The sequence below is a fragment of the Chitinophaga pendula genome, assembly GCF_020386615.1.
Classification (GTDB): domain Bacteria; phylum Bacteroidota; class Bacteroidia; order Chitinophagales; family Chitinophagaceae; genus Chitinophaga; species Chitinophaga pendula.
Window position 1 is genome coordinate 2,537,990 of record NZ_CP077769.1, and the last position, 23,262, is coordinate 2,561,251.

1 protein-coding gene is annotated in these 23,262 nt (G+C 50.2%); it reads left to right on the top strand.

Annotated elements, in window-relative coordinates:
* Window positions 1–44 precede the first annotated feature (44 nt).
* Entirely contained in the window at window positions 45–23,249 is a 23,205-nt protein-coding gene (locus tag KTO58_RS09195) for a non-ribosomal peptide synthase/polyketide synthase (protein ID WP_225860159.1), read from the top strand.
* Window positions 23,250–23,262 lie beyond the last annotated feature (13 nt).

A 23,262-nucleotide genomic window follows, 5' to 3' on the forward strand; every position in this document is an offset into this window, starting at 1 on the left:
ATTTGCTGACAATAACCCTACTACTTCTTTTCAACCCTAATAAAATGGCCCAAGTTAATCTGAATGATGCCTTACAGGTGATCAGTAAAGCCCGTGCAAATGGTATCCTGTTATTTTGTGACAACGATAAGATAAAATACACCCTACTACCGGATGTCGTTCCTGATCCTTCATTACTGGATGAGGTACGGCAGTATCGGGAGGCAATATTACAGCTGTTGCAACAGCAGGGTGACGCTTCGCCGGAGGCGGCAGCTATCCCAGTTACACCACGTACGGCGGATGATATTTTTCCGCTTTCTTATAGCCAGGAGCGGATTTGGGTGATCGATCGATTGGAGGGTAGTACACATTATCATCTGCCTTCGGTCTTACAGCTAAAAGGCATTTTGGACAGAGAAGCATTAAAGAAGGCTTTTAACAGCTTATTAGAACGGCATGAAGTGTTGCGTACTGTTATTGTCGAACACGACGGCCGTGCCTATCAAAAAGTGCAGCCGGTATCAGCCTGGCGACTGGATGAACCGGATATTGCTGCTGTTGTGCAAACAGCGGAGGTAATATCTGGCTATACGGAACAACTGATCGCGCAACCATTTGATCTGTCCAGGGATTTTATGCTACGGGCGCAATTAATTCCCGTAGGAACGGAGGAACATGTGTTGGTAATTGTCGTACATCATATTGCATCTGATGGTTGGTCTTCTGATATTATTGTCAGAGAGCTGGGCCTGTTATATGAAGCATATGCTAATGGCCGCCTGCCGGTGCTGGCAGATCTGCCCGTTCAATATGTAGATTATGCAGTCTGGCAAAGGAGTCATCTGACGCCGGAGACGTTGAATCAGCAGCTGGAGTACTGGCGACATCAGCTGGAAGGAGTAGTGCCATTGGAGTTACCTGCGGACCATTCCCGTCCGGTAGTCAGAAGTAATAGCGGAGGAGCGTTGCCTTTCCGGATTTCCGCGTCGCTGGGAGAACAGCTACTTGTCTTTTCGAGAGAGCAAGGCGTTTCTTTGTTTATGACCCTGTTGGCTACTTTTAAAGTATTAATATACCGTTATACCAGGCAAACTGACATTACTGTCGGCAGCCCCACTGCAGGCAGGATAAGACCGGAATTGGAAGGTTTGGTCGGCTTCTTTGTCAATACACTGACATTACGCAGCCACCTGGTTAATAATCCTTCCTTTTCCGACTTCCTGCAATTATTACGGCAGACAACACTGGACGCTTATGCACACCAGGATCTGCCCTTTGAAAAGATCGTGGATGCAGTCATCAAAGAGCGGGATATGAGTCGTACTCCTTTATTTCAGGTGATGTTCCAATTGCAGCATGCGGCCAGCCAGCCAATGATGGACGCAGGTTCACTTATCCTTACTTCTTTCGACACGGCGCATACGACCAGTAAGTTTGATCTTACGCTATCGCTGGAAGAACAAAACGGGCTCATTTCCGGCTTCCTGGAATATAATACGGATCTGTTTGAGGTGGATACCATCGCTCGCTTCCTGGAACATTACGAAAGATTACTGGCCGCCATTATTGCATCTCCGGCTACCCGGCTTGATCAGTTGCCTCTACTCAGCGGCGAAGAAACGCGCGTTTTGCTGGAAGGATTTCAGGGTGCTGCAATCGCTTATGATATGGGTAGCAGTGTAGCCGGATTATTTCGTCAGCAGGCATTATTACGGCCAGATGCGATAGCGGTGACAGATGGAGTGCGGTCTTTGAGTTACCATTTGTTGGATGTGGAGAGTGAGCAGCTGGGGCTTTATCTGCGGGATCAGGGGGTAACGACAGGTACCATGGTGGCAGTATGTATGGATAGAGGAGTTGGTCTACTGGTAGCTTTGCTGGGTATTATGAAAGCGGGCGGGGTATATGTGCCTATAGATGTTACTTATCCTGCTGCACGTATTTCCTTTATTCTCTCAGATATTGACAGTCGTTTTGCGGTGATCGACGCCGGTTATGAGGCACTGTTATCCGGTCTGCGGCCGGAGCTGTCTGTAGTGACGGTAGGTGAGGCTGCACCCTGGCGCAGGGCTATTACAGGTCTTTCTCCTTTGGCGGCGGTAGCAGCAACGGCAGCGGCATATGTTATTTATACTTCCGGTTCTACGGGGCAGCCCAAGGGCACGGTGGTAGGCCACAATAATATTACCAGCCTGGTATTGGGCGGTGGTTTTGTGTCACTGGGTACAGATACGGTGATCATCGCGACTGGTTCGCCTTCATTTGATGCGACGACATTTGAGTATTGGGGCGCATTGCTGCATGGCGGCCAGCTGGTGATCCTGCCGGAGGAGCAGTTGCTGGACCCTGTTCAGCTGACGGCGGCGATCCGGCATTACGGTGCCACGGTGATGTGGTTTACTGCCAGCTGGTTCAACCAGCTGGTAGATAGTTATCTGTCTGTATTTGAAGGATTATCAGCGGTGCTGGCAGGAGGAGAGAAACTATCAGCAGCGCATGTGTCGCGGTTCCGGGCTGCCTATCCCGGTATCCGTATTATCAACGGTTATGGTCCTACGGAGAATACTACTTTTTCACTGACCCATATTATTGATACTGATTACGAAGACGGGAACATACCGATAGGTCGTCCTTTGGGGCACCGTCGTGCATATATCCTGGATGAAAGCCGGCAGCTGTTGCCGGTAGGTGCGATAGGCGAGTTGTATGTAGGCGGCTCTGGAGTTGCTATCGGCTACCTGGGTCAGGCAGAGCTGACGGCGAGCCGTTTTATAGCAGACCCATTTGTGGCAGGCGGCCGTTTATATCGTACCGGTGATCTGGCCCGCTGGCAGGCAGATGGTACGGTGATCTATGTAGGTCGCCAGGATGAGCAGGTGAAATTGAGAGGCTATCGTATAGAGCCCGGTGAGATCGCCCATGTGCTGACAGCGAGTGGTTATGTGCAGCAGGCAGTAGTGATCTTACATACCGATGCTCAGGGTATTCGTCGCCTGGTTGGTTATATAGTACCTGCATCGGATTATGAAGAATCGTTGTTACAAAGTTACCTGTTGACGCATCTGCCGGATTACATGATCCCGTCAGTTTTGCTTTGTTTAAGTTCCTTACCGCTGACTGCCAATGGTAAGGTAGACAAGCGAGCGTTGCCGGCACCGGATGCGGGTAGTTTATTACGGCAGGAGTATGTGGCACCGGTGAGTGCTACCGAGCAGGCTTTAAGTGCTATCTGGTCTGATTTGCTGGGAGTGAGCCGTATAGGCGTCCGGGATAATTTCTTTGATCTGGGAGGAGATTCTATAATCACGATCCAGGTAGTGAGCCGTGCGAAGCGCGCAGGTTACACGTTACATCCGCGTGATCTGTTCCATCACCAGACAATAGGACGGTTAGCTGCTTACCTGGATAGTAATGCCGTGACCAGTATCCTGACCGAGCAAGGCTTATTGAGTGGAGAGAGTGGTTTATTACCGATCCAACGGTGGTATTTTGAGCGAACAGTTGAGCAAGGGGGTGTTAGTGCTGTTCATTTTAACCAAAGTGTATTATTAAAAATAGCTGATACTGTTGATGAGATACAGCTGGCTGGTGCTATTGACGCGTTGGTACGTCAGCATGATGCTTTACGGTTCAGCTATAAACATACTTCATCTGGCTGGCAGCAGCTATACAACAATATTCCGAATCCGTTGGCGGTTGTAGACCTGACCAACATATCTACCAGTGAGCTGGTAACGGAAATCCCAAGGCGATGTGAGCACTTTCAACGTAATATCGATATTGAGGAGGGACCTGTTTTTGAGGCGGTATTATTCCGGACTTCAGCCGAAGTTCCTGATTACTTACTGCTGGTAGCGCATCACCTGGTAGTAGACGGGGTTTCGTGGCGTATCCTGCTGGAAGATCTGTCATTATTGTTGTCAGGAGCACCGTTGGGGAGTAAGAGTAGTTCTTACCGGCAATGGTATGCTGCATTGGAAAGTTATGCAGCAAGGCCCGGTGTATTGTCACAGCTTCCTTACTGGCAGGATATTGTAAATGGTTATCAACCATTGCGGACAAATTATACCCTGGAAGGTCCGGTGCGGACGTCAGTTATAAAAGAGCATATGGTGAGGCTGAATGCAACGCTGACACGTCAGCTTTTGCAGGAAGTACCAGCCGCCTATCATACGGATATTAATGATGTCTTGTTGTGTGCACTTTTACAGGTGTTGAGCAAGTGGAATAGTAGTGATCGTGTAACGATCGGCTTGGAAGGGCATGGTCGTGAAGATATAGCGTCGGCATTGGATACCAGCCGTACGGTGGGCTGGTTCACCAACCTGTACCCTGTGCAGTTGTTATTGGAACGAGATGCAGGTCCGGGTGGCCAGTTACAATCTGTAAAGGAACAGTTGCGGCAAGTGCCGGACCGTGGCCTGGGTTACGGGGTGTTGCGGTATCTGTCGGCGTCAGCAATGATGACGGGACGAAACGATTGGGAGGTGATCTTCAACTACCTTGGGCAGTTTGACCAGGTGTCGGGAGCTGCGGGGTTATTGTCCCCGGTATCGGATCTTTCTGCCGGTGAAGATGTAGGCGGTGATTTTATGGTACGCCACCTGCTGTCGATCAACAGTATGATCAGTGAAGGGGAGCTGGTGTTGTCCTGGGGATATAGCGGTCATCATTTTGATGAAGCTACGATTGAGTCTTTGTCGGCAGATTATCTGTCATGTTTGTCTGCATTGATCGCTCATTGTGTGCAGCAGGGAACGCGTCGTTTTACGCCCTCTGATTATGGTTTGGGAAAAGAGATCCACTATGCTGCGTTAGAGCGGTTTTTGTCTGCTGAAGGAAGAACGGGACATCCGAGGCGGTCGGAGATCACAAGTATTTACCGGCTGAGCCCTTTGCAGGAAGGGCTATTATTCCATAGTTTGTATGATGAAGGCGGCAGTGCTTATATAGAACAGTTCAGCGGTCGTTTATCGCAGGTGGATATAGGGTTGTTGTCACAGAGCTGGTCTGTGCTGATCCGTCGTCATAGTATTTTACGAACCGGATTTTATTACGACACTTTTGACATTCCTGTGCAATGTGTTTATCGTCAGGCGGAGCTGCCATTAACGGTGTTGGATTACGGACATGAGGTAGACATTGCAGCAGCGATCGCGGCCTATGAGCTGTCGGATTTGCAGCAGGGATTTGTGCTAAGTGAAGCGCCTTTGATGCGACTGAGTTTGTTACAGTTGCCCGGGGGCGGATATCATTTATTATGGACGTTCCATCATATTATCCTGGATGGCTGGTCGGTACCCTTACTAGTAGAGTCTTTGCTGTCTATCTATGAGCAGTTGCTGCATGGGCAGGAGGTGGATGAAAGTTTTACGGAAAGTTATGAAGCGTTGATCCGTTTCCAGGAGCGCCAGGATGAGCAGTCGGCTAGTGATTACTGGCGGCAGTATCTGTCAGGGCTGGAGCAAGGGAGCCTGTTGCCATTTATCCATACGACAGGGGTACGTAGCCTTGGCGGCAGTACTTATGTACAGTCGTTACTAGCATTTGATGAGGCGACGACAGCACAGGCACATCGTTATGTGCAGGCACAGCGTATTACGCTCAATACGTTAGTGCAGGGCATATGGGGATACCTGTTGTACCGCTATACGGGTCAGCGGGATGTGGTATATGGCGTTACGGTAGCCGGTCGTCCGGATAGCCTGGCAGATATAGAGCGTCGTGTGGGACTTTACATCAACACGTTGGTGTTACGTCAGCGATTCAAAGAGGACGTGCCGGTGTCCACCTGGTTACAGACATTGCAACAGGAGCAGTTACAGAGCCGGGAGTATCAGTATACTGGTCTTGATACGGTGCAACGTTTGTGGGGAGGTAGCGGGGAGCTGTTTGACAGCCTGCTTGTTTTTGAAAATTACCCGGTGAGTGAGTTATTAAGTACAGGTAGCTGGTCGCTGGACCTGACGGATGTTCGTATCCATGAGCAGACGAATTATCCTTTGAGTTTGATCGTAAGTGCGGGTCAGCAGTTGGGTATCAGTTTCAGTTATAATTCGACGCTGTTATCTGCATTTCATATTACGCAGCTGCAAGGGCATTTTACTACTGCTTTGCAGGCGATAATAAACGGGGAGGCTTCTCAATATAGGGATATACCGTGGTTAACTATGCCGGAACAATTGCAGTTACTGGAAGGATTTCAGGGTGCTGCAATCGCTTATGATATGGGTAGCAGTGTAGCCGGATTATTTCGTCAGCAGGCATTATTACGGCCAGATGCGATAGCGGTGACAGATGGAGTGCGGTCTTTGAGTTACCATTTGTTGGATGTGGAGAGTGAGCAGCTGGGGCTTTATCTGCGGGATCAGGGGGTAACGACAGGTACCATGGTGGCAGTATGTATGGATAGAGGAGTTGGTCTACTGGTAGCTTTGCTGGGTATTATGAAAGCGGGCGGGGTATATGTGCCTATAGATGTTACTTATCCTGCTGCACGTATTTCCTTTATTCTCTCAGATATTGACAGTCGTTTTGCGGTGATCGACGCCGGTTATGAGGCACTGTTATCCGGTCTGCGGCCGGAGCTGTCTGTAGTGACGGTAGGTGAGGCTGCACCCTGGCGCAGGGCTATTACAGGTCTTTCTCCTTTGGCGGCAGTAGCAGCAACGGCAGCGGCATATGTTATTTATACTTCCGGTTCTATGGGGCAGCCCAAGGGCACGGTGGTAGGCCACAATAATATTACCAGCCTGGTATTGGGCGGTGGTTTTGTGTCACTGGGTACAGATACGGTGATCATCGCGACTGGTTCGCCTTCATTTGATGCGACGACATTTGAGTATTGGGGCGCATTGCTGCATGGCGGTCAGCTGGTGATCCTGCCGGAGGAGCAGTTGCTGGACCCTGTTCAGCTGACGGCGGCGATCCGGCATTACGGTGCCACGGTGATGTGGTTTACTGCCAGCTGGTTCAACCAGCTGGTAGATAGTTATCTGTCTGTATTTGAAGGATTATCAGCGGTGCTGGCAGGAGGAGAGAAACTATCAGCAGCGCATGTGTCGCGGTTCCGGGCTGCCTATCCCGGTATCCGTATTATCAACGGTTATGGTCCTACGGAGAATACTACTTTTTCACTGACCCATATTATTGATACTGATTACGAAGACGGGAACATACCGATAGGTCGTCCTTTGGGGCACCGTCGTGCATATATCCTGGATGAAAGCCGGCAGCTGTTGCCGGTAGGTGCGATAGGCGAGTTGTATGTAGGCGGCTCTGGAGTTGCTATCGGCTACCTGGGTCAGGCAGAGCTGACGGCGAGTCGTTTTATAGCAGACCCATTTGTGGCAGGCGGCCGTTTATATCGTACCGGTGATCTGGCCCGCTGGCAGGCAGATGGTACGGTGATCTATGTAGGTCGCCAGGATGAGCAAGTGAAATTGAGAGGCTATCGTATAGAGCCCGGTGAGATCGCCCATGTGCTGACAGCGAGTGGTTATGTGCAGCAAGCAGTAGTGATCTTACATACCGATGCTCAGGGTATTCGTCGCCTGGTTGGTTATATAGTACCTGCATCGGATTATGAAGAATCGTTGTTACAAAGTTACCTGTTGACGCATCTGCCGGATTACATGATCCCGTCGGTTTTGCTTTGTTTAAGTTCCTTACCGCTGACTGCCAATGGTAAGGTAGACAAGCGAGCGTTGCCGGCACCGGATGCGGGTAGTTTATTACGGCAGGAGTATGTGGCACCGGTGAGTGCTACCGAGCAGGCTTTAAGTGCTATCTGGTCTGATTTGCTGGGAGTGAGCCGTATAGGCGTCCGGGATAATTTCTTTGAGCTGGGAGGAGATTCTATAATCACGATCCAGGTAGTGAGCCGTGCGAAGCGCGCAGGTTACACGTTACATCCGCGTGATCTGTTCCATCACCAGACAATAGGAGGGTTAGCTGCTTACCTGGATAGTAATGCCGTGACCAGTATCCTGACCGAGCAAGGCTTATTGAGTGGAGAGAGTGGTTTATTACCGATCCAACGGTGGTATTTTGAGCGAACAGTTGAGCAAGGGGGTGTTAGTGCTGTTCATTTTAACCAAAGTGTATTATTAAAAATAGCTGATACTGTTGATGAGATACAGCTGGCTGGTGCTATTGACGCGTTGGTACGTCAGCATGATGCTTTACGGTTCAGCTATAAACATACTTCATCTGGCTGGCAACAAAGTTACAGCACCGCCTTGCCTTCTATGTCTATTGTACGATTGGAAGATGCCGGGAAGGATGAGTTGGCAGCGAGTGTATTAGCATATAGCGAAACTTATCAACGTAATATCGATATTGAGGAGGGACCTGTTTTTGAGGCGGTATTATTCCGGACTTCAGCTGAAGTTCCTGATTACTTACTGCTGGTAGCGCATCACCTGGTAGTAGACGGGGTTTCGTGGCGTATCCTGCTGGAAGATCTGTCATTATTGTTGTCAGGAGCACCGTTGGGGAGTAAGAGTAGTTCTTACCGGCAATGGTATGCTGCATTGGAAAGTTATGCAGCAAGGCCCGGTGTATTGTCACAGCTTCCTTACTGGCAGGATATTGTAAATGGTTATCAACCATTGCGGACAAATTATACCCTGGAAGGTCCGGTGCGGACGTCAGCTATAAAAGAGCATATGGTGAGGCTGAATGCAACGCTGACACGTCAGCTTTTGCAGGAGGTACCAGCCGCCTATCATACGGATATTAATGATGTCTTGTTGTGTGCACTTTTACAGGTGTTGAGCAAGTGGAATAGTAGTGATCGTGTAACGATCGGCTTGGAAGGGCATGGTCGTGAAGACATAGCGTCGGCATTGGATACCAGCCGTACGGTGGGCTGGTTCACCAACCTGTACCCTGTGCAGTTGTTATTGGAACGAGATGCAGGTCCGGGTGGCCAGTTACAATCTGTAAAGGAACAGTTGCGGCAAGTGCCGGACCGTGGCCTGGGTTACGGGGTGTTGCGGTATTTAGCTGCTACCCCTTCTTTAGCAAGAGACTGTTGGGAGGTGATCTTCAACTACCTTGGGCAGTTTGACCAGGTGTCGGGAGCTGCGGGGTTATTGTCCCCGGTATCGGATCTTTCTGCCGGTGAAGATGTAGGCGGTGATTTTATGGTACGCCACCTGCTGTCGATCAACAGTATGATCAGTGAAGGGGAGCTGGTGTTGTCCTGGGGATATAGCGGTCATCATTTTGATGAAGCTACGATTGAGTCTTTGTCGGCAGATTATCTGTCATGTTTGTCTGCATTGATCGCTCATTGTGTGCAGCAGGGAACGCGTCGTTTTACGCCCTCTGATTATGGTTTGGGAAAAGAGATCCACTATGCTGCGTTAGAGCGGTTTTTGTCTGCTGAAGGAAGAACGGGACAGCCGAGGCGGTCGGAGATCACAAGTATTTACCGGCTGAGCCCTTTGCAGGAAGGGCTATTATTCCATAGTTTGTATGATGAAGGCGGCAGTGCTTATATAGAACAGTTCAGCGGTCGTTTATTGCAGGTGGATATAGGGTTGTTGTCACAGAGCTGGTCTGTGCTGATCCGTCGTCATAGTATTTTACGAACCGGATTTTATTACGACACTTTTGACATTCCTGTGCAATGTGTTTATCATCAGGCGGAGCTGCCATTAACGGTGTTGGATTACGGACATGAGGTAGACATTGCAGCAGCGATCGCGGCCTATGAGCTGTCGGATTTGCAGCAGGGATTTGTGCTAAGTGAAGCGCCTTTGATGCGACTGAGTTTGTTACAGTTGCCCGGGGGCGGATATCATTTATTATGGACGTTCCATCATATTATCCTGGATGGCTGGTCGGTACCCTTACTAGTAGAGTCTTTGCTGTCTATCTATGAGCAGTTGCTGCATGGGCAGGAGGTGGATGAAAGTTTTACGGAAAGTTATGAAGCGTTGATCCGTTTCCAGGAGCGCCAGGATGAGCAGTCGGCTAGTGATTACTGGCGGCAGTATCTGTCAGGGCTGGAGCAAGGGAGCCTGTTGCCATTTATCCATACGACAGGGGTACGTAGCCTTGGCGGCAGTACTTATGTACAGTCGTTACTAGCATTTGATGAGGCGACGACAGCACAGGCACATCGTTATGTGCAGGCACAGCGTATTACGCTCAATACGTTAGTGCAGGGCATATGGGGATACCTGTTGTACCGCTATACGGGTCAGCGGGATGTGGTATATGGCGTTACGGTAGCCGGTCGTCCGGGTAGCCTGGCAGATATAGAGCGTCGTGTGGGACTTTACATCAACACGTTGGTGTTACGTCAGCAATTCAAAGAGGACGTGCCGGTGTCCACCTGGTTACAGACATTGCAACAGGAGCAGTTACAGAGCCGGGAGTATCAGTATACTGGTCTTGATACGGTGCAACGTTTGTGGGGAGGTAGCGGGGAGCTGTTTGACAGCCTGCTTGTTTTTGAAAATTACCCGGTGAGTGAGTTATTAAGTACAGGTAGCTGGTCGCTGGACCTGACGGATGTTCGTATCCATGAGCAGACGAATTATCCTTTGAGTTTGATCGTAAGTGCGGGTCAGCAGTTGGGTATCAGTTTCAGTTATAATTCGACGCTGTTATCTGCATTTCATATTACGCAGCTGCAAGGGCATTTTACTACTGCTTTGCAGGCGATAGTAAACGGGGAGGCTTCTCAATATAGGGATATACCGTGGATTACAAGGCGTGAGCATGAGCTGGTACTGGATGTATTCAATGATACCCAGGTCGTTTACCCTGAAGTATCTTCTCTCATTGCATTGTTCCATACACAGGTATTAAATACGCCGGAGCAAATAGCTGTTGTTTATGAAGGGCGTACTTTGACCTACCGGGAGTTGGATGAGCTTTCTAATAAGCTGGCATATTATCTTGACACCAAGGGTGTCCGTAAGGGTGTTTTGGTACCGATATGCCTGGATCGTTCGTTGTCGATGATCGTAGGTATCCTTGCTATTGTGAAGGCCGGCGCTGCTTATGTGCCTGTTGATCCTGAGTACCCAGTGGAGCGTATCCGTTATATAGTAACGGATACCGCCGCCAGATTGGTTGTTAGTACTACGGAGCATGCAGCACTCTTTGCCGATATAGCCGTTGATACTGTTTTGGTGGACGATACCTCTTTATGGGAAAGGCATCCATCGCAGTCATTATCTACTTCTCCGTCAGGAGCTGATCCTGCTTATGTGATCTATACTTCGGGCTCTACGGGGCAACCTAAGGGGGTGATCAATGGTCATGCCGGTATTGTGAACCGATTGCTGTGGATGCAGGCTTATTTCGGGCTGACGACGTCAGATGCTGTATTGCAGAAGACCACTTATTGTTTTGATGTATCTGTCTGGGAACTTTGGTGGCCGTTGATAAGTGGTGCCAAGCTGGTATTCGCCATACCTGGTGGTCATAAAGATGCGGCTTATCTGCAAACGGTGATACAGCAGGAGCAGATCACTACGATACACTTTGTGCCATCGATGCTTCATTTGTTCCTGGACTATCCCGGTGTGTCCGACTGTACAAGTCTGCGTCGTGTGATATGCAGCGGAGAGGCGTTGAAGGCTGCACATACAAAAACATTCTACGAAAGTGGGCTGCATGCCAGTCTATATAACTTATACGGGCCGACGGAAGCAGCGATAGACGTGACCTGCTGGGAAGTGCCCGCTGCTGATGATATTACGATGATCCCCATAGGGAGACCTATTGCCAATACGAGATTATATATTCTTGATGAGGAAGGGCATTTGTTGCCGCCTGGTGTAGACGGGGAGCTGTATATAGGCGGGGTGCAGGTAGCGCAAGGATATTTGAACCGGCCGGAGCTGACCCAACAGCGATTCGTACCGGATACTTTTAAGCCGGGGGCCGGGGGCTGTATGTATCGCACTGGTGACCGGTGTTGTTGGCTACCGGATGGAAATATTATTTATAAGGGACGTATAGACCAGCAGGTAAAACTGAGGGGATATCGTATTGAGCCGGAGGAGATCGAGCAAGTATTGTTGCAGCATGTTGCCGTCAAGGAGGCGGTGGTGCTGTTAAGAGATGATAGTGGTGCAGGCGGGCAACTGGTAGCTTATGTCGTGCTACAACAGGAAGTGGCTACGGAGGAGTTGAGTCATTATTTACAGGTACGGCTTCCTGCCTATATGGTGCCGGGGTTCGTAGTACCGATAGACGAGGTGCCGCTTACTGCAAACGGGAAGGTAGACAGGCGGGCTTTGCCAGCGATAGATCAGGGCGATCATGCAGGGACGTATGTTGCTCCCCGTAATGAGACGGAACGTCTGTTGGCGATACTCTGGGAAGAGTTACTCGGTATTTCCAATATTGGTGTTTATGATGACTTTTTCCGTATCGGTGGGCACTCCTTGCTGGCCATGCGTCTTATGTCGTTATTACGTAAGCGTTTTCAGAAGGAGATATCGGTCAGGTCGCTATTTCTTCATAAAACAGTGGCACAACAGGCGGCATATTTACAACAAACCGCACAGGGGCAACTATTACCCGCTATTCCCAAAGGCGGACGTCCTGCCCGTATTCCGTTATCTTATAACCAGGAACGCCTGTGGTTCATTGATCAGCTGGAAGGCAGTGTACAGTATCATATGCCTGCTGTTTTTAAACTATCCGGTAATCTGCATGTATCTGCGCTGGCAGATAGTTTGCGTATGATCGTACAGCGGCATGAAATACTGAGGACGATCCTGCTACAGGATAAAGAAGGACCTTATCAGCAGGTTATTTCCGGCGATGAGTGGCAACTGGATATTATCAGCGAAGATAAAGAGCGGATGGAGGAAGATGCAGCAGCGTATATAGCGGAGCTGGTACATCATCCTTTTGACCTATCTGCCGACTATATGTTGCGTTCGCATTTGATAGCCACCGGCGAGCAGTACATATTGGTGTTGACCCTACATCATATTGCTGCTGACGGGTGGTCTCTTTCTGTATTGGTGAAAGAATTTGTGGCGCTATATGCCTCCTACGCGGAATCAAGTCTGCCCGTTCTTCCTGAGCTGCCAATACAATATGCAGATTATGCTATCTGGCAACGTGGTTACCTGAATGATTCATTATTAAAACAGAAGATCAGTTACTGGCAGCATAAGCTGGAAGGCTTAACGCTATTGCAATTGCCTACGGATTATCCTCGTCCGGTTGTTAAAAAGAATGTCGGCGCCACTATCAGTACACGTACGCCGCAGCCATTGTCTGATGCACTGCAGCATCTGTCGAGGGCGCAGGATGTGACCCTGTTCATGACGCTGCTGGCGGCATTCAAGCTATTGTTGCATAAGTATAGCGGTCAGGAAGATGTGTGTGTAGGCGTGGCTATTGCAGGGCGTCAGCAGGAGGAAACAGCGGATCTGATCGGCTTTTTTGTCAATACGCTGGCATTGCGTACGGAGGTATCGCCAGGCGATACTTTCCTGCAGTTATTGCAACAGGTAAAAGAGACGACACTCGCTGCCTATGAGCATCAGGATGCTCCATTTGAAAAGGTGGTGGAAGCGGTTTGCGGAGAGCGGGACATCAGCAAGAACCCGCTTTTCCAGGTAACTTTTGTATTGCAGAATACGCCGGAAGCCCCTGCGCTGGAGATGGGAGATGTGTCATTGCAGCAGGTAGGAGCCGAACATACTACTAGTATGTTTGATATTAATCTTTCTGTGACGGAGTTGCCAGAAGGGTTGGACCTGGGTATGGAATATAATACTGAGCTATTCGAAGCTGCTACTATACGCCGGATGCTCGGGCATTATGTATCCCTGCTCACGGCAATTGTGGCTGCGCCAGAGGAGTCTACGGGGATGCTGAATATGTTGACGGAGACGGAAGTGCACCTGTTGAAAACAGGTTTCCAACCAGGCCCGCCGCCATATCTGCTGGCACCGGATGCCAACCTGGTGAGTGGTTTTGCACTACAGGTGGCCGATACTCCGCAAGGTATGGCATTATTGTCCGATCAGGGAGCTATGAGCTATAAGGTGTTAGCGGATCGATCTACCCAGCTGGCGCATTACCTGACGGCGACGGGTATACGACCTGGTATGCTTGTACCGGTATGTATGGGGCGGTGTCATGAGATGATCGTTGCTATATGGGCTATATTAAAAGCGGGAGGGGTGTATGTGCCCATTGATCCTGGTTATCCCGAAGAGAGGATCGCTTATATCCTTTCTGATACCGGCGCTGCTTTTGCGATCAGCCGGAAGGCGGATGTCAACAGATTGCCTGAAGAGCGCAACACGCTGCAGGTCATCGTGATGGATGACCCTGCATTAAGTGTAGATGAATTATCCACTGTTGCGTCGACGATTGTACCCGCGGCGGACAGCCCGGCATACGTGATTTATACTTCGGGTAGTACGGGGCAGCCGAAGGGAGTGGTTGTAGGGCACCGTGGGGTGGTGAACCTGGCATATAGCCAGCGGGAGGCTTTGCGCCTGGAGGTGGGATTACGGATTTTACAGTTTGCCTCGTTCGGCTTTGATGCGTCCTGTTATGAAATATTTAATACCCTGCTTAGCGGGGGATGCCTGGTATTGCCCAGGCAGGAAGAACTGTTGTCTGCTGTATTGTTTGAGCAGATGATCAATCGATACGAGGTATCGCTGGCTGTATTACCGCCATCGTATCAGCATATGGTGGCTGATCATACGGGATGTATACGGACGATTGTGTCTGCGGGGGAGCCGATCAATAAAGAAGATGCTTTACATCTGCAGTCCAGGGGTATCAGGGTAGTGAATGCCTACGGGCCAACGGAAACAACGGTATGTGCGAGCCTGACAGATGAGCCATTCCAGGATCATCATGTGAGTATTGGTTTGCCGCTGTATAACACTTATGTATATATACTGGACGATCATCAGCAGCATTGTCCGGTGGGTATTACGGGAGAGTTGTGCGTAGGCGGTGCAGGTGTGGCGTCGGGATACTGGCGGCGTCCGGAGCTTACCGATAAACAGTTTATCTCGGATCCATTCTCCGCGGATGCGAATGCCCGGCTTTACCGTACGGGGGATTTGGCTTACCGGCTGCCCAACGGGCATATCATTTATGCCGGGCGTAAAGATCAGCAGGTGAAGCTCCGTGGTTACAGGATAGAGCCCGGTGAAATAGAGCATACGATGCTTTCGTTGCCATATGTGTCGCAGGCGGCGGTGGTCGTGCAACAAGAGGGCGACAGTAGTCTGCTACATGCTTTTTACGTGCCTACACGGGAGGCGTTGGCGACAAAAGAGATCCTGTTATATCAGCAGCAAGCTGACAACTGGAAGGAATTGTATGATACTGCGTACGACCAGGATGTGGAGGAAGTGGATCATGCGCAGGAGTTCAACATATCCGGCTGGAATGACAGCTTCACTGGGATGGCTATACCGGCGGAGGACATGCGTGAATGGTTGTATGACATTACGCAGGTATTACTGGATCATCCTGCAGAGCGGGTATTAGAGATCGGCTGTGGTTCCGGTTTGATCTACTATCAGCTTGTGGGACATATCAGTCATTATTATGGAACGGATATTTCTGCGGCTTCTATACGACAGATAGAGCGTAGGATCGCGAGGGGAGCCAGGGTATACCCGGTTACTCAGTTAAAGGCTTGTGCCGCACATGAAATGTGTGTATCGGAGATGGAGCCGGTGGACCTGGTCATTATGAATTCTGTTATTCAGTATTTCCCCGGTGAGCAGTATTTAGCGGACATCCTGGATAAATGTATGCAATTGCTTGATGGAAGGGGCCGGATCGTATTAGGGGATGTCAGGGATCTGCGATTGCTGAAGGGCTTTAAAGCTAGATTGCTGTCTGCCGGTTATGCAGAGAGAAAGACGATACGGGAGTTCGGCTGGGATACGGAACAGACGATATTACAGGAAGAGGAGTTGTGTATTACACCTTCCTTCTTTGAGACATTACGGGAAAGATATCCAGCCATTACGGATATTTCTTTCGAATGGAAGCAAGGTAAGGCTGAAAATGAGCTGACGTTATATCGGTATACTGTCGTGATATATGTGGGTATTAAAAGGGAAGGGGTGTCGGTAACCTGGCGACCCTGGGTCGCAGATGAATCGCCGGCAGCCTTGTTAGATATGTTGGAAAGCGGTGTACCGGACGGTATTGCCCTGATGGGTGTTCCTAATCCGCGTTTATGGCGGGAGCGTGCGTTGGAAAAAGAAATGAGGGATCATCCTTGGCAGCATACCGGTCATTTGTTTGCACAGCTAACGCGGCCGGCGGAGGATATTGCAGCAGTGCAGGCGTTGCTGGCTCTTGTTGCCCGGCGGGGTTATCATAGCAGGTATTACCTGGAAGCGGATGCGTTTACAATGGCGCTGCTCATTACCAAGTATCCTTTGGAGGGGTTGGTGCGGCCAGCTGCATTATCCGGTGGTGAGGTGTTTACGAATGTGCCATTGTTTGCTGATATATGCGGATTACTACAGCAAGATATCCGTGCCGCGTTGAAGCAAGTATTACCCGAATATATGCTGCCATCGCAGTGGACGGGCATCAGCTATTTCCCGTTGACCAGTAATGGGAAGATAGATCGTAAGTTCTTGCTACAGCGTGGAGCGTTGTATGGGCAAAGGGTAGTAAAATATAAAGCGCCGGGTACCCTGATGGAACACCGGTTGGTACCATTGTGGGAGACGCTGTTGCAGCGGGGAGAGATCGGGGTAGCGGATAACTTCTTTGAATCGGGGGGACATTCCCTGTTGGCAACACGACTGGTTGCGGCTATTGCCAGCAGTCTGGGTATATCTATTGCGGTGAAGGATATTTTCCTGCATCCTACCATATCGACGCTGGCGGCTTACCTGGAGGCTACGACGACAGGTGTGCAACGGCCGGCTATCGTGGTACAGGAGCGACCTGCTTATATTCCGTTGTCGTACAACCAGGAACGTATCTGGTTCCTGGATCAGTTTGAAGGCAGTGTACAATATCATATGCCGTTGGCGATACGGGTATACGGTGTCATAAATGAGCAGGCACTGCATCTTTCATTTGCTGATATATTTTCCCGGCATGAAGTACTTCGGACGGTGATACGTGTCGCGGAAGAGACACCTTATCAATATGTGCTGGATGTGAAGGATTGGCAGTATGAGCGGATCAACCTGGCAGGCGCAACGGATGATAGGATAGCGGAGCAAATACAGCTATTGATACAGCGGCCATTCGATCTGTCGAAGGATCTTATGTTGCGGTTGCATATGCTGTATCTGTCTGAAGGTGAAAGTATCCTGTTACTAAATATGCATCATATTGCCTTTGACGGATGGTCTATGGGTATATTGGCGAGGGAGCTGATGTTACTTTATAATGGTCACATAAACCATCAGCCTGTGGTAATGGAGCCATTACCGATCCAGTATGCTGACTTTGCGATCTGGCAACGTCAGTATCTGTTTGGCGAAATTGCTGATCATCAATTGACTTACTGGCAGCGGCAGTTAAGTGGTATTACGCCATTGCAGCTGCCCACTGACCATATACGACCTGCTACGCAGCGCATGAGTGGCGGCATTTTACAATTGGCGGTTCCTGAGGCGTTGCTTGCACAATTGCATGCGCTGTGCGTGGCGGAGCAGGTAACGCTGCATATGTTATTGATGGCGGTGGTGAAGGTATTGCTGGCCCGGTACAGTGGACAAGAGGATATCTGCATAGGCATCTCGACGGCGGGGCGGCAGCAGGAGGAGATTGCGCCTTTGATCGGGTTCTTTGTCAATACGCTGGCATTACGGGATGCAATAAATCACCAGGCTTCTTTCCGGGAGCTGGTGCAACGGGTGAAGCAAACCGCTTTACAGGCCTATGCGCACCAGGATATTCCCTTTGAGAAGGTGGTGGAGGTGACGGTGAAAGAGCGTGATACCAGCCGTCATCCTATTTTCCAGGTGATGTTTGTATACGAACACACTGATGAAACGCCGGATTTCCGTTTGGGGGATCTGCGTCTCGATAATGAAGCATTTGATGTGACTACTGCGAAGTTTGATCTTTCTTTCTTCATGTCGGAGGCAAAGGAGGGTACGCTTCGTATCAATATAGGATACCGTACGGATCTTTTTGAATCGTCGACTATCGAGCGGATGGGAAGTCATTATCTGCAGTTGTTGTACGGTGTGGTATCGGATGTGGAGCAGGCGATCGGTCAGTTGCCCTTGCTGAGTAATACGGAGCAGTTGCAGCTGGACAGTCTGCAAGATAGTGGTCAGGTGATTGGTGTATTCCGTAGTGTACCGTCACAGTTTACGGCCCGGGCTGCGCAGCATCCGGAGCAGACGGCGCTGGTGTTTGGCGGACAGCAGTATACTTATGCGCAGGCGGAAGCCTATAGCGACCGGCTGGCGATGTACCTGTGCAGTCGCGGTATTGGCGCCGGTAGCCTGGTACCTATTTGTATGGAACGATCTGCGGAGATGATCGTGGCGATCCTGGCGGTGTTGAAGAGTGGCGCGGCATATGTGCCATTGGAGCCGGACTACCCGGAAAGCCGGTTGCAATATGTACTGTCGGATACGAGCGCTGCCATAGTGCTGGTAAGTCAGCGACTGGGATTCGTTACTAGTTGTGAGCAGTTGGAGGTGCTGTCCTGGTTGTCTGGTTCAGCAGCGACAGCGGCAGTAACCTTGTCATTGCCTGTTATAGATAGTGGTATGACCGCTTATGTGATCTATACTTCCGGTAGCACGGGTATGCCTAAGGGGGTGATGGTGAGTCATGGTAACCTGCATGATTACCTGGCAGGATTGGGTGAGCGATTGCCGATAGCGGATTGTGGCAGTTATGCGCTGGTATCGAGTATTGCTACTGATCTTGGTAATACGGTTTTGTATGCATCGCTTGTATTTGGTGGTGTGTTGCATTTGTTCTCCCGTGATATGATCAATGATGCGGAGCGATTGACGGCTTATTTCGATCTCCACCGTATAGACTGTGTAAAGATCGTGCCATCGCACTGGCGTGCGTTGTCTGGCGGCAGGAGGTTATTGTTGCCGGATCGTATGTTGATCTTTGGTGGTGAGTTGTTGGATCGAGGCGTGGTGGATAGTATCCGGGATTGTGGTTATACGGGTGTGGTAGCCAACCACTATGGACCTACGGAGACGACGATCGGTAAGCTGTTGTATGTAGTACAGCCAGGTGCTGTTAGGGGCAGCTCGGTGCCTATAGGGCGACCATTTGGGAATACGCGGGTGTATGTGCTGAGTGGCAGTGGTCAACGCTGTCCGGTAGGTGTTCCCGGGGAGTTGTATATCGGCGGCGGTGGTGTGGCGTTGGGTTATCTGCACCAGGATGAGCAGACGGCGGCCCGATTTATTAGCGACCCGTTGGATGCGGGTAGCGGACTAAGATTTTATCGTACGGGTGACCGTGTTAAATATTTGCCAGGTGGTGATATTGTATTCCTTGGCCGAGTGGATGAGCAGGTGAAGATCCGGGGTTACCGGGTGGAGCCCGGTGAGGTGAGCAGTCTGATACAATCGTGTGTGGGAGTGTCTGCAGCGGTGGTGATAGCGCGGGCGGATCACAGTGGTGTTTATGGTTTACACGCCTATATCACGGTGGATGCTGATTATGAGGAGGAGGCGTTGTGGTTGCATTTGCGTAGTGGACTGCCGGAGCATTTACAGCCCGCTACGGTGACGGTATTACCTGTGATGCCACAGTTGCCGAATGGGAAGATTGACCGGCAGGCTTTACCCGACCCGGTGCAGGCACCGCGAGCGGATGCTACCGCTGATGTGTTGTGGACGCCCTTACAGGAGCAGCTACGCGATATCTGGGCGTTGTTGCTGGAAGAATCGGGTATAGGATTGGGGGATGACTTTTTCAGTATGGGCGGTCACTCATTGCTGGCTATCCGGTTGATCTCTGCGGTACGTAAGGAAGTGGGTGTTGATATGAGTATAGGAGAAGTCTTTGATCATCCGACGCTGGGCGGCATGAGTGAATTATTGTCTTCTCGTCAGCAGGTGCAGGATGGCGGACAGCAGCTGAGTGTGCAGGCCCGTCCTGCACATATCCCGTTATCGTACAGCCAGGAGCGTTTATGGTTCATTGATCAGCTGGAAGGCAGTGTGCATTATCATATACCGGTGGTGTTACAGTTGCGTGGTGTGCTGGATATTGCTGCCCTGTCGTATGCTTTACGTGGTATCGTAAACCGGCATGAGGTGTTGCGGACGGTGATACAGCCATCGGGAGGAGTACCTTACCAGGTGATATTACCGACGGATCAGTGGCGGATGAATATTATTACGGAGGAGTTGTATCATGCTGATGTGCGGGCGAGGGAAAAACGCATTACAGACCTGCTGCATGCACCCTTTGATCTGTCGGCGGATCATATGCTGAGGGCTGATCTTATGGTGCTGGATGAGGAGGAGCATCTGTTGATAGTTACGTTACATCATATTGCCTCGGACGGGTGGTCTAACAGTATTACGGTGCGGGAGTTAGCCGCCTTTTACCAGGCGGCGGTAACCGGCGTATCTGTTGAATTGCCTGTACTGCCCTTACAATATGCGGATTATGCTATATGGCAGCGAGGGCATTTGTCAGGGGAGGTATTGCAAAAGGAATTACAATATTGGAAGAGCCGGTTGGACGGGGTGGCGGTATTACAGTTACCCACTGACCGGCCGCGTCCGGCTGTTCAAACCAACAGGGGAGCAGCTGCGTGGTTTGAGTTAGACTATTCGCTGGTACAGGAGTTGAAAACATTATCGCAGTCGGAAGGATGTACTTTATTTATGACGCTGCTGGCAGCATTCAAAGTGTTGTTATACCGGTATAGCGGGCAGGATGATATTTGTGTAGGCACTTCGGTGGCGGGCCGGACGCGGCAGGAGTTGGAGGGGTTGATCGGCTTTTTTGTCAATACGCTGGCATTGCGTACTGATCTGCGTGATCATCCTTCTTTTATACAATTGTTACGGAAGGTAAAACAAACTACTCTGGAGGCTTATACGCACCAGGAAGTACCTTTTGAGAAGGTGGTAGAGGTAGTGGTAAAAGAGCGGGATATCAGCCGAACACCATTGTTCCAGGTGATGTTTGAACTCCAGAATGCGCCCGATGGGCCTGCGCTTACACTGGAAGGGGTCACGCTTTCGAGGGAGCAGACGGACTATACGATGGCGAAGTTCGACATTAGTGTGTCGTTGCAGGAGCATATGGCTGGTGTATCCGGATATATAGAATATAATGCCGACCTGTACGACCAAGAGAGTATTGAAAGGATGGCCCGGCATTACGAACAACTATTGCGGGCGATTGCCGGTGATAGGCATGCATTGATCGGTTACTTGCCTATGTTGACGGCGGCCGAGACGGAAGTGCTGATCAATGATTTCAATGCCAACAAAGCGGTTTATCCGGCGACGGAGACATTACCCTCGCTGATAACCCGTCAGGCATTGCGTACGCCACAACAGCCTGCATTGATCCTGGATGAACAAGTATTGAGTTACCAGGAGTTGGAAGAACTATCCGGCCGGTTGGCCAGTTACCTGCAAGATCAGGGTGTATGCGAGGGTACGCTGGTACCTATTTGTATAGGCCGGTCATTGGAGATGGTGATAGGCATATTGGGTATTATGAAAGCGGGCGGTGCGTATGTGCCGATAGACCCTGATTATCCGGCGGACCGTATTGGGTATATATTGACCGATTGCGGGGCGAATATTGTTGTCAGCAGCAGTCATTATCGTTCGAAGTTACCCGCTGATACGACGACGGTATTGATGGATACTGACCGGCCGCAGCTTTTGGCGTATGCAATGCGACCCGCAGTTGTTTTATCGCCGGAGCAGCCAGCGTATGCGATCTATACATCCGGATCTACGGGGTTGCCGAAGGGAGCGCTTGTGACACACGGCGGTATGCTGAATCATCTGTATGCCAAGGTGAATGATCTGCATTTGGATGAGCACAGTGTAATTGCTTTTACGGCGGCTTATACATTTGATATTTCGGTATGGCAAATGTTTGCGGCGCTGGTATGTGGCGGCCGTACGGTCATATTCGGCGGAGATGCTTTACTGCAGCCGGATGTACTGATACCTGCCATGAATAATAATGGTGTAACGATCCTGGAGCTGGTACCTTCTTATCTGACTACGTTATTACAAGCCAATAATACGCCTGCTTTCGCTCATCTCCGGTATCTGCTGGTGACTGGTGAGGCTGTTAGCCGGCCAGTGTTGCAGCAGTGGTTTTCTCATCTTCATTATGGAACTATACCGGTGGTAAACGTATATGGGCCTACGGAGGCATCGGATGATATTACGCATTATTTCATGGATAAGGCGCCGGAGACGGACAATGTGCCTATCGGTAAGCCTATTCAGCATCTTAATATCCAGGTATTGGACAGGCATGGTGAGTTATGTCCTGTTGGTGTGCCAGGGGAGATATGTGTGAGCGGTATAGGGGTAGGATTGGGATATCTGAACCGGCCGGAGCTGACAGCGGATAAATTCCGGGAATGTAGCTGGGGGCCGTATGCCGGTAGCAAGATGTATCGTACTGGGGATCTGGGTAAATGGTTGCCTGATGGTAATCTGGTATACCTGGGACGACTAGACAACCAGGTGAAGATACGCGGGTACCGGATAGAGTTGGGTGAGATTGAGCAGGTGTTGTTATCGCATACATTGGTGCGTGAGGCGGCGGTGTTAGTGCAGGCGGATGAGCGAGGCAATAAGCGGCTGGTGGGATATGTGGTAACGGAAGCGGCGGATAACCAGGTATTGCTTACTTATCTGGGTGCGCATCTTCCCGGTTATATGATCCCGGCGGCGCTGGTATCGCTTTCTGCTTTCCCGCTTACGGCGAACGGAAAAACGGACCGCAAGGCCCTGGCTAAGATAGTAGCGGATGTGCCGGCGGCGGTAGCATTTGTTGCGCCGCGAAATGCCACAGAACAGATGTTGGCGGATATCTGGCAGGAATTGCTTGGTATGACGACAGTGGGGGTCCATGATCATTTTTTTGAATCGGGAGGACATTCCCTGATGGCGATGCGACTGGCTGCGGCGATTTATGAACGATTACAATTACAGATACCTATAGGTGTATTTTTTGAGTTAGTGACCATTGAAGCACTCGCACAATATATTGCGGTACAGCAAAGTAATACAGGCATACCAGTGACCACCAAAAAGAAAACCATCAAGCTATAACCCTATTTAAAAC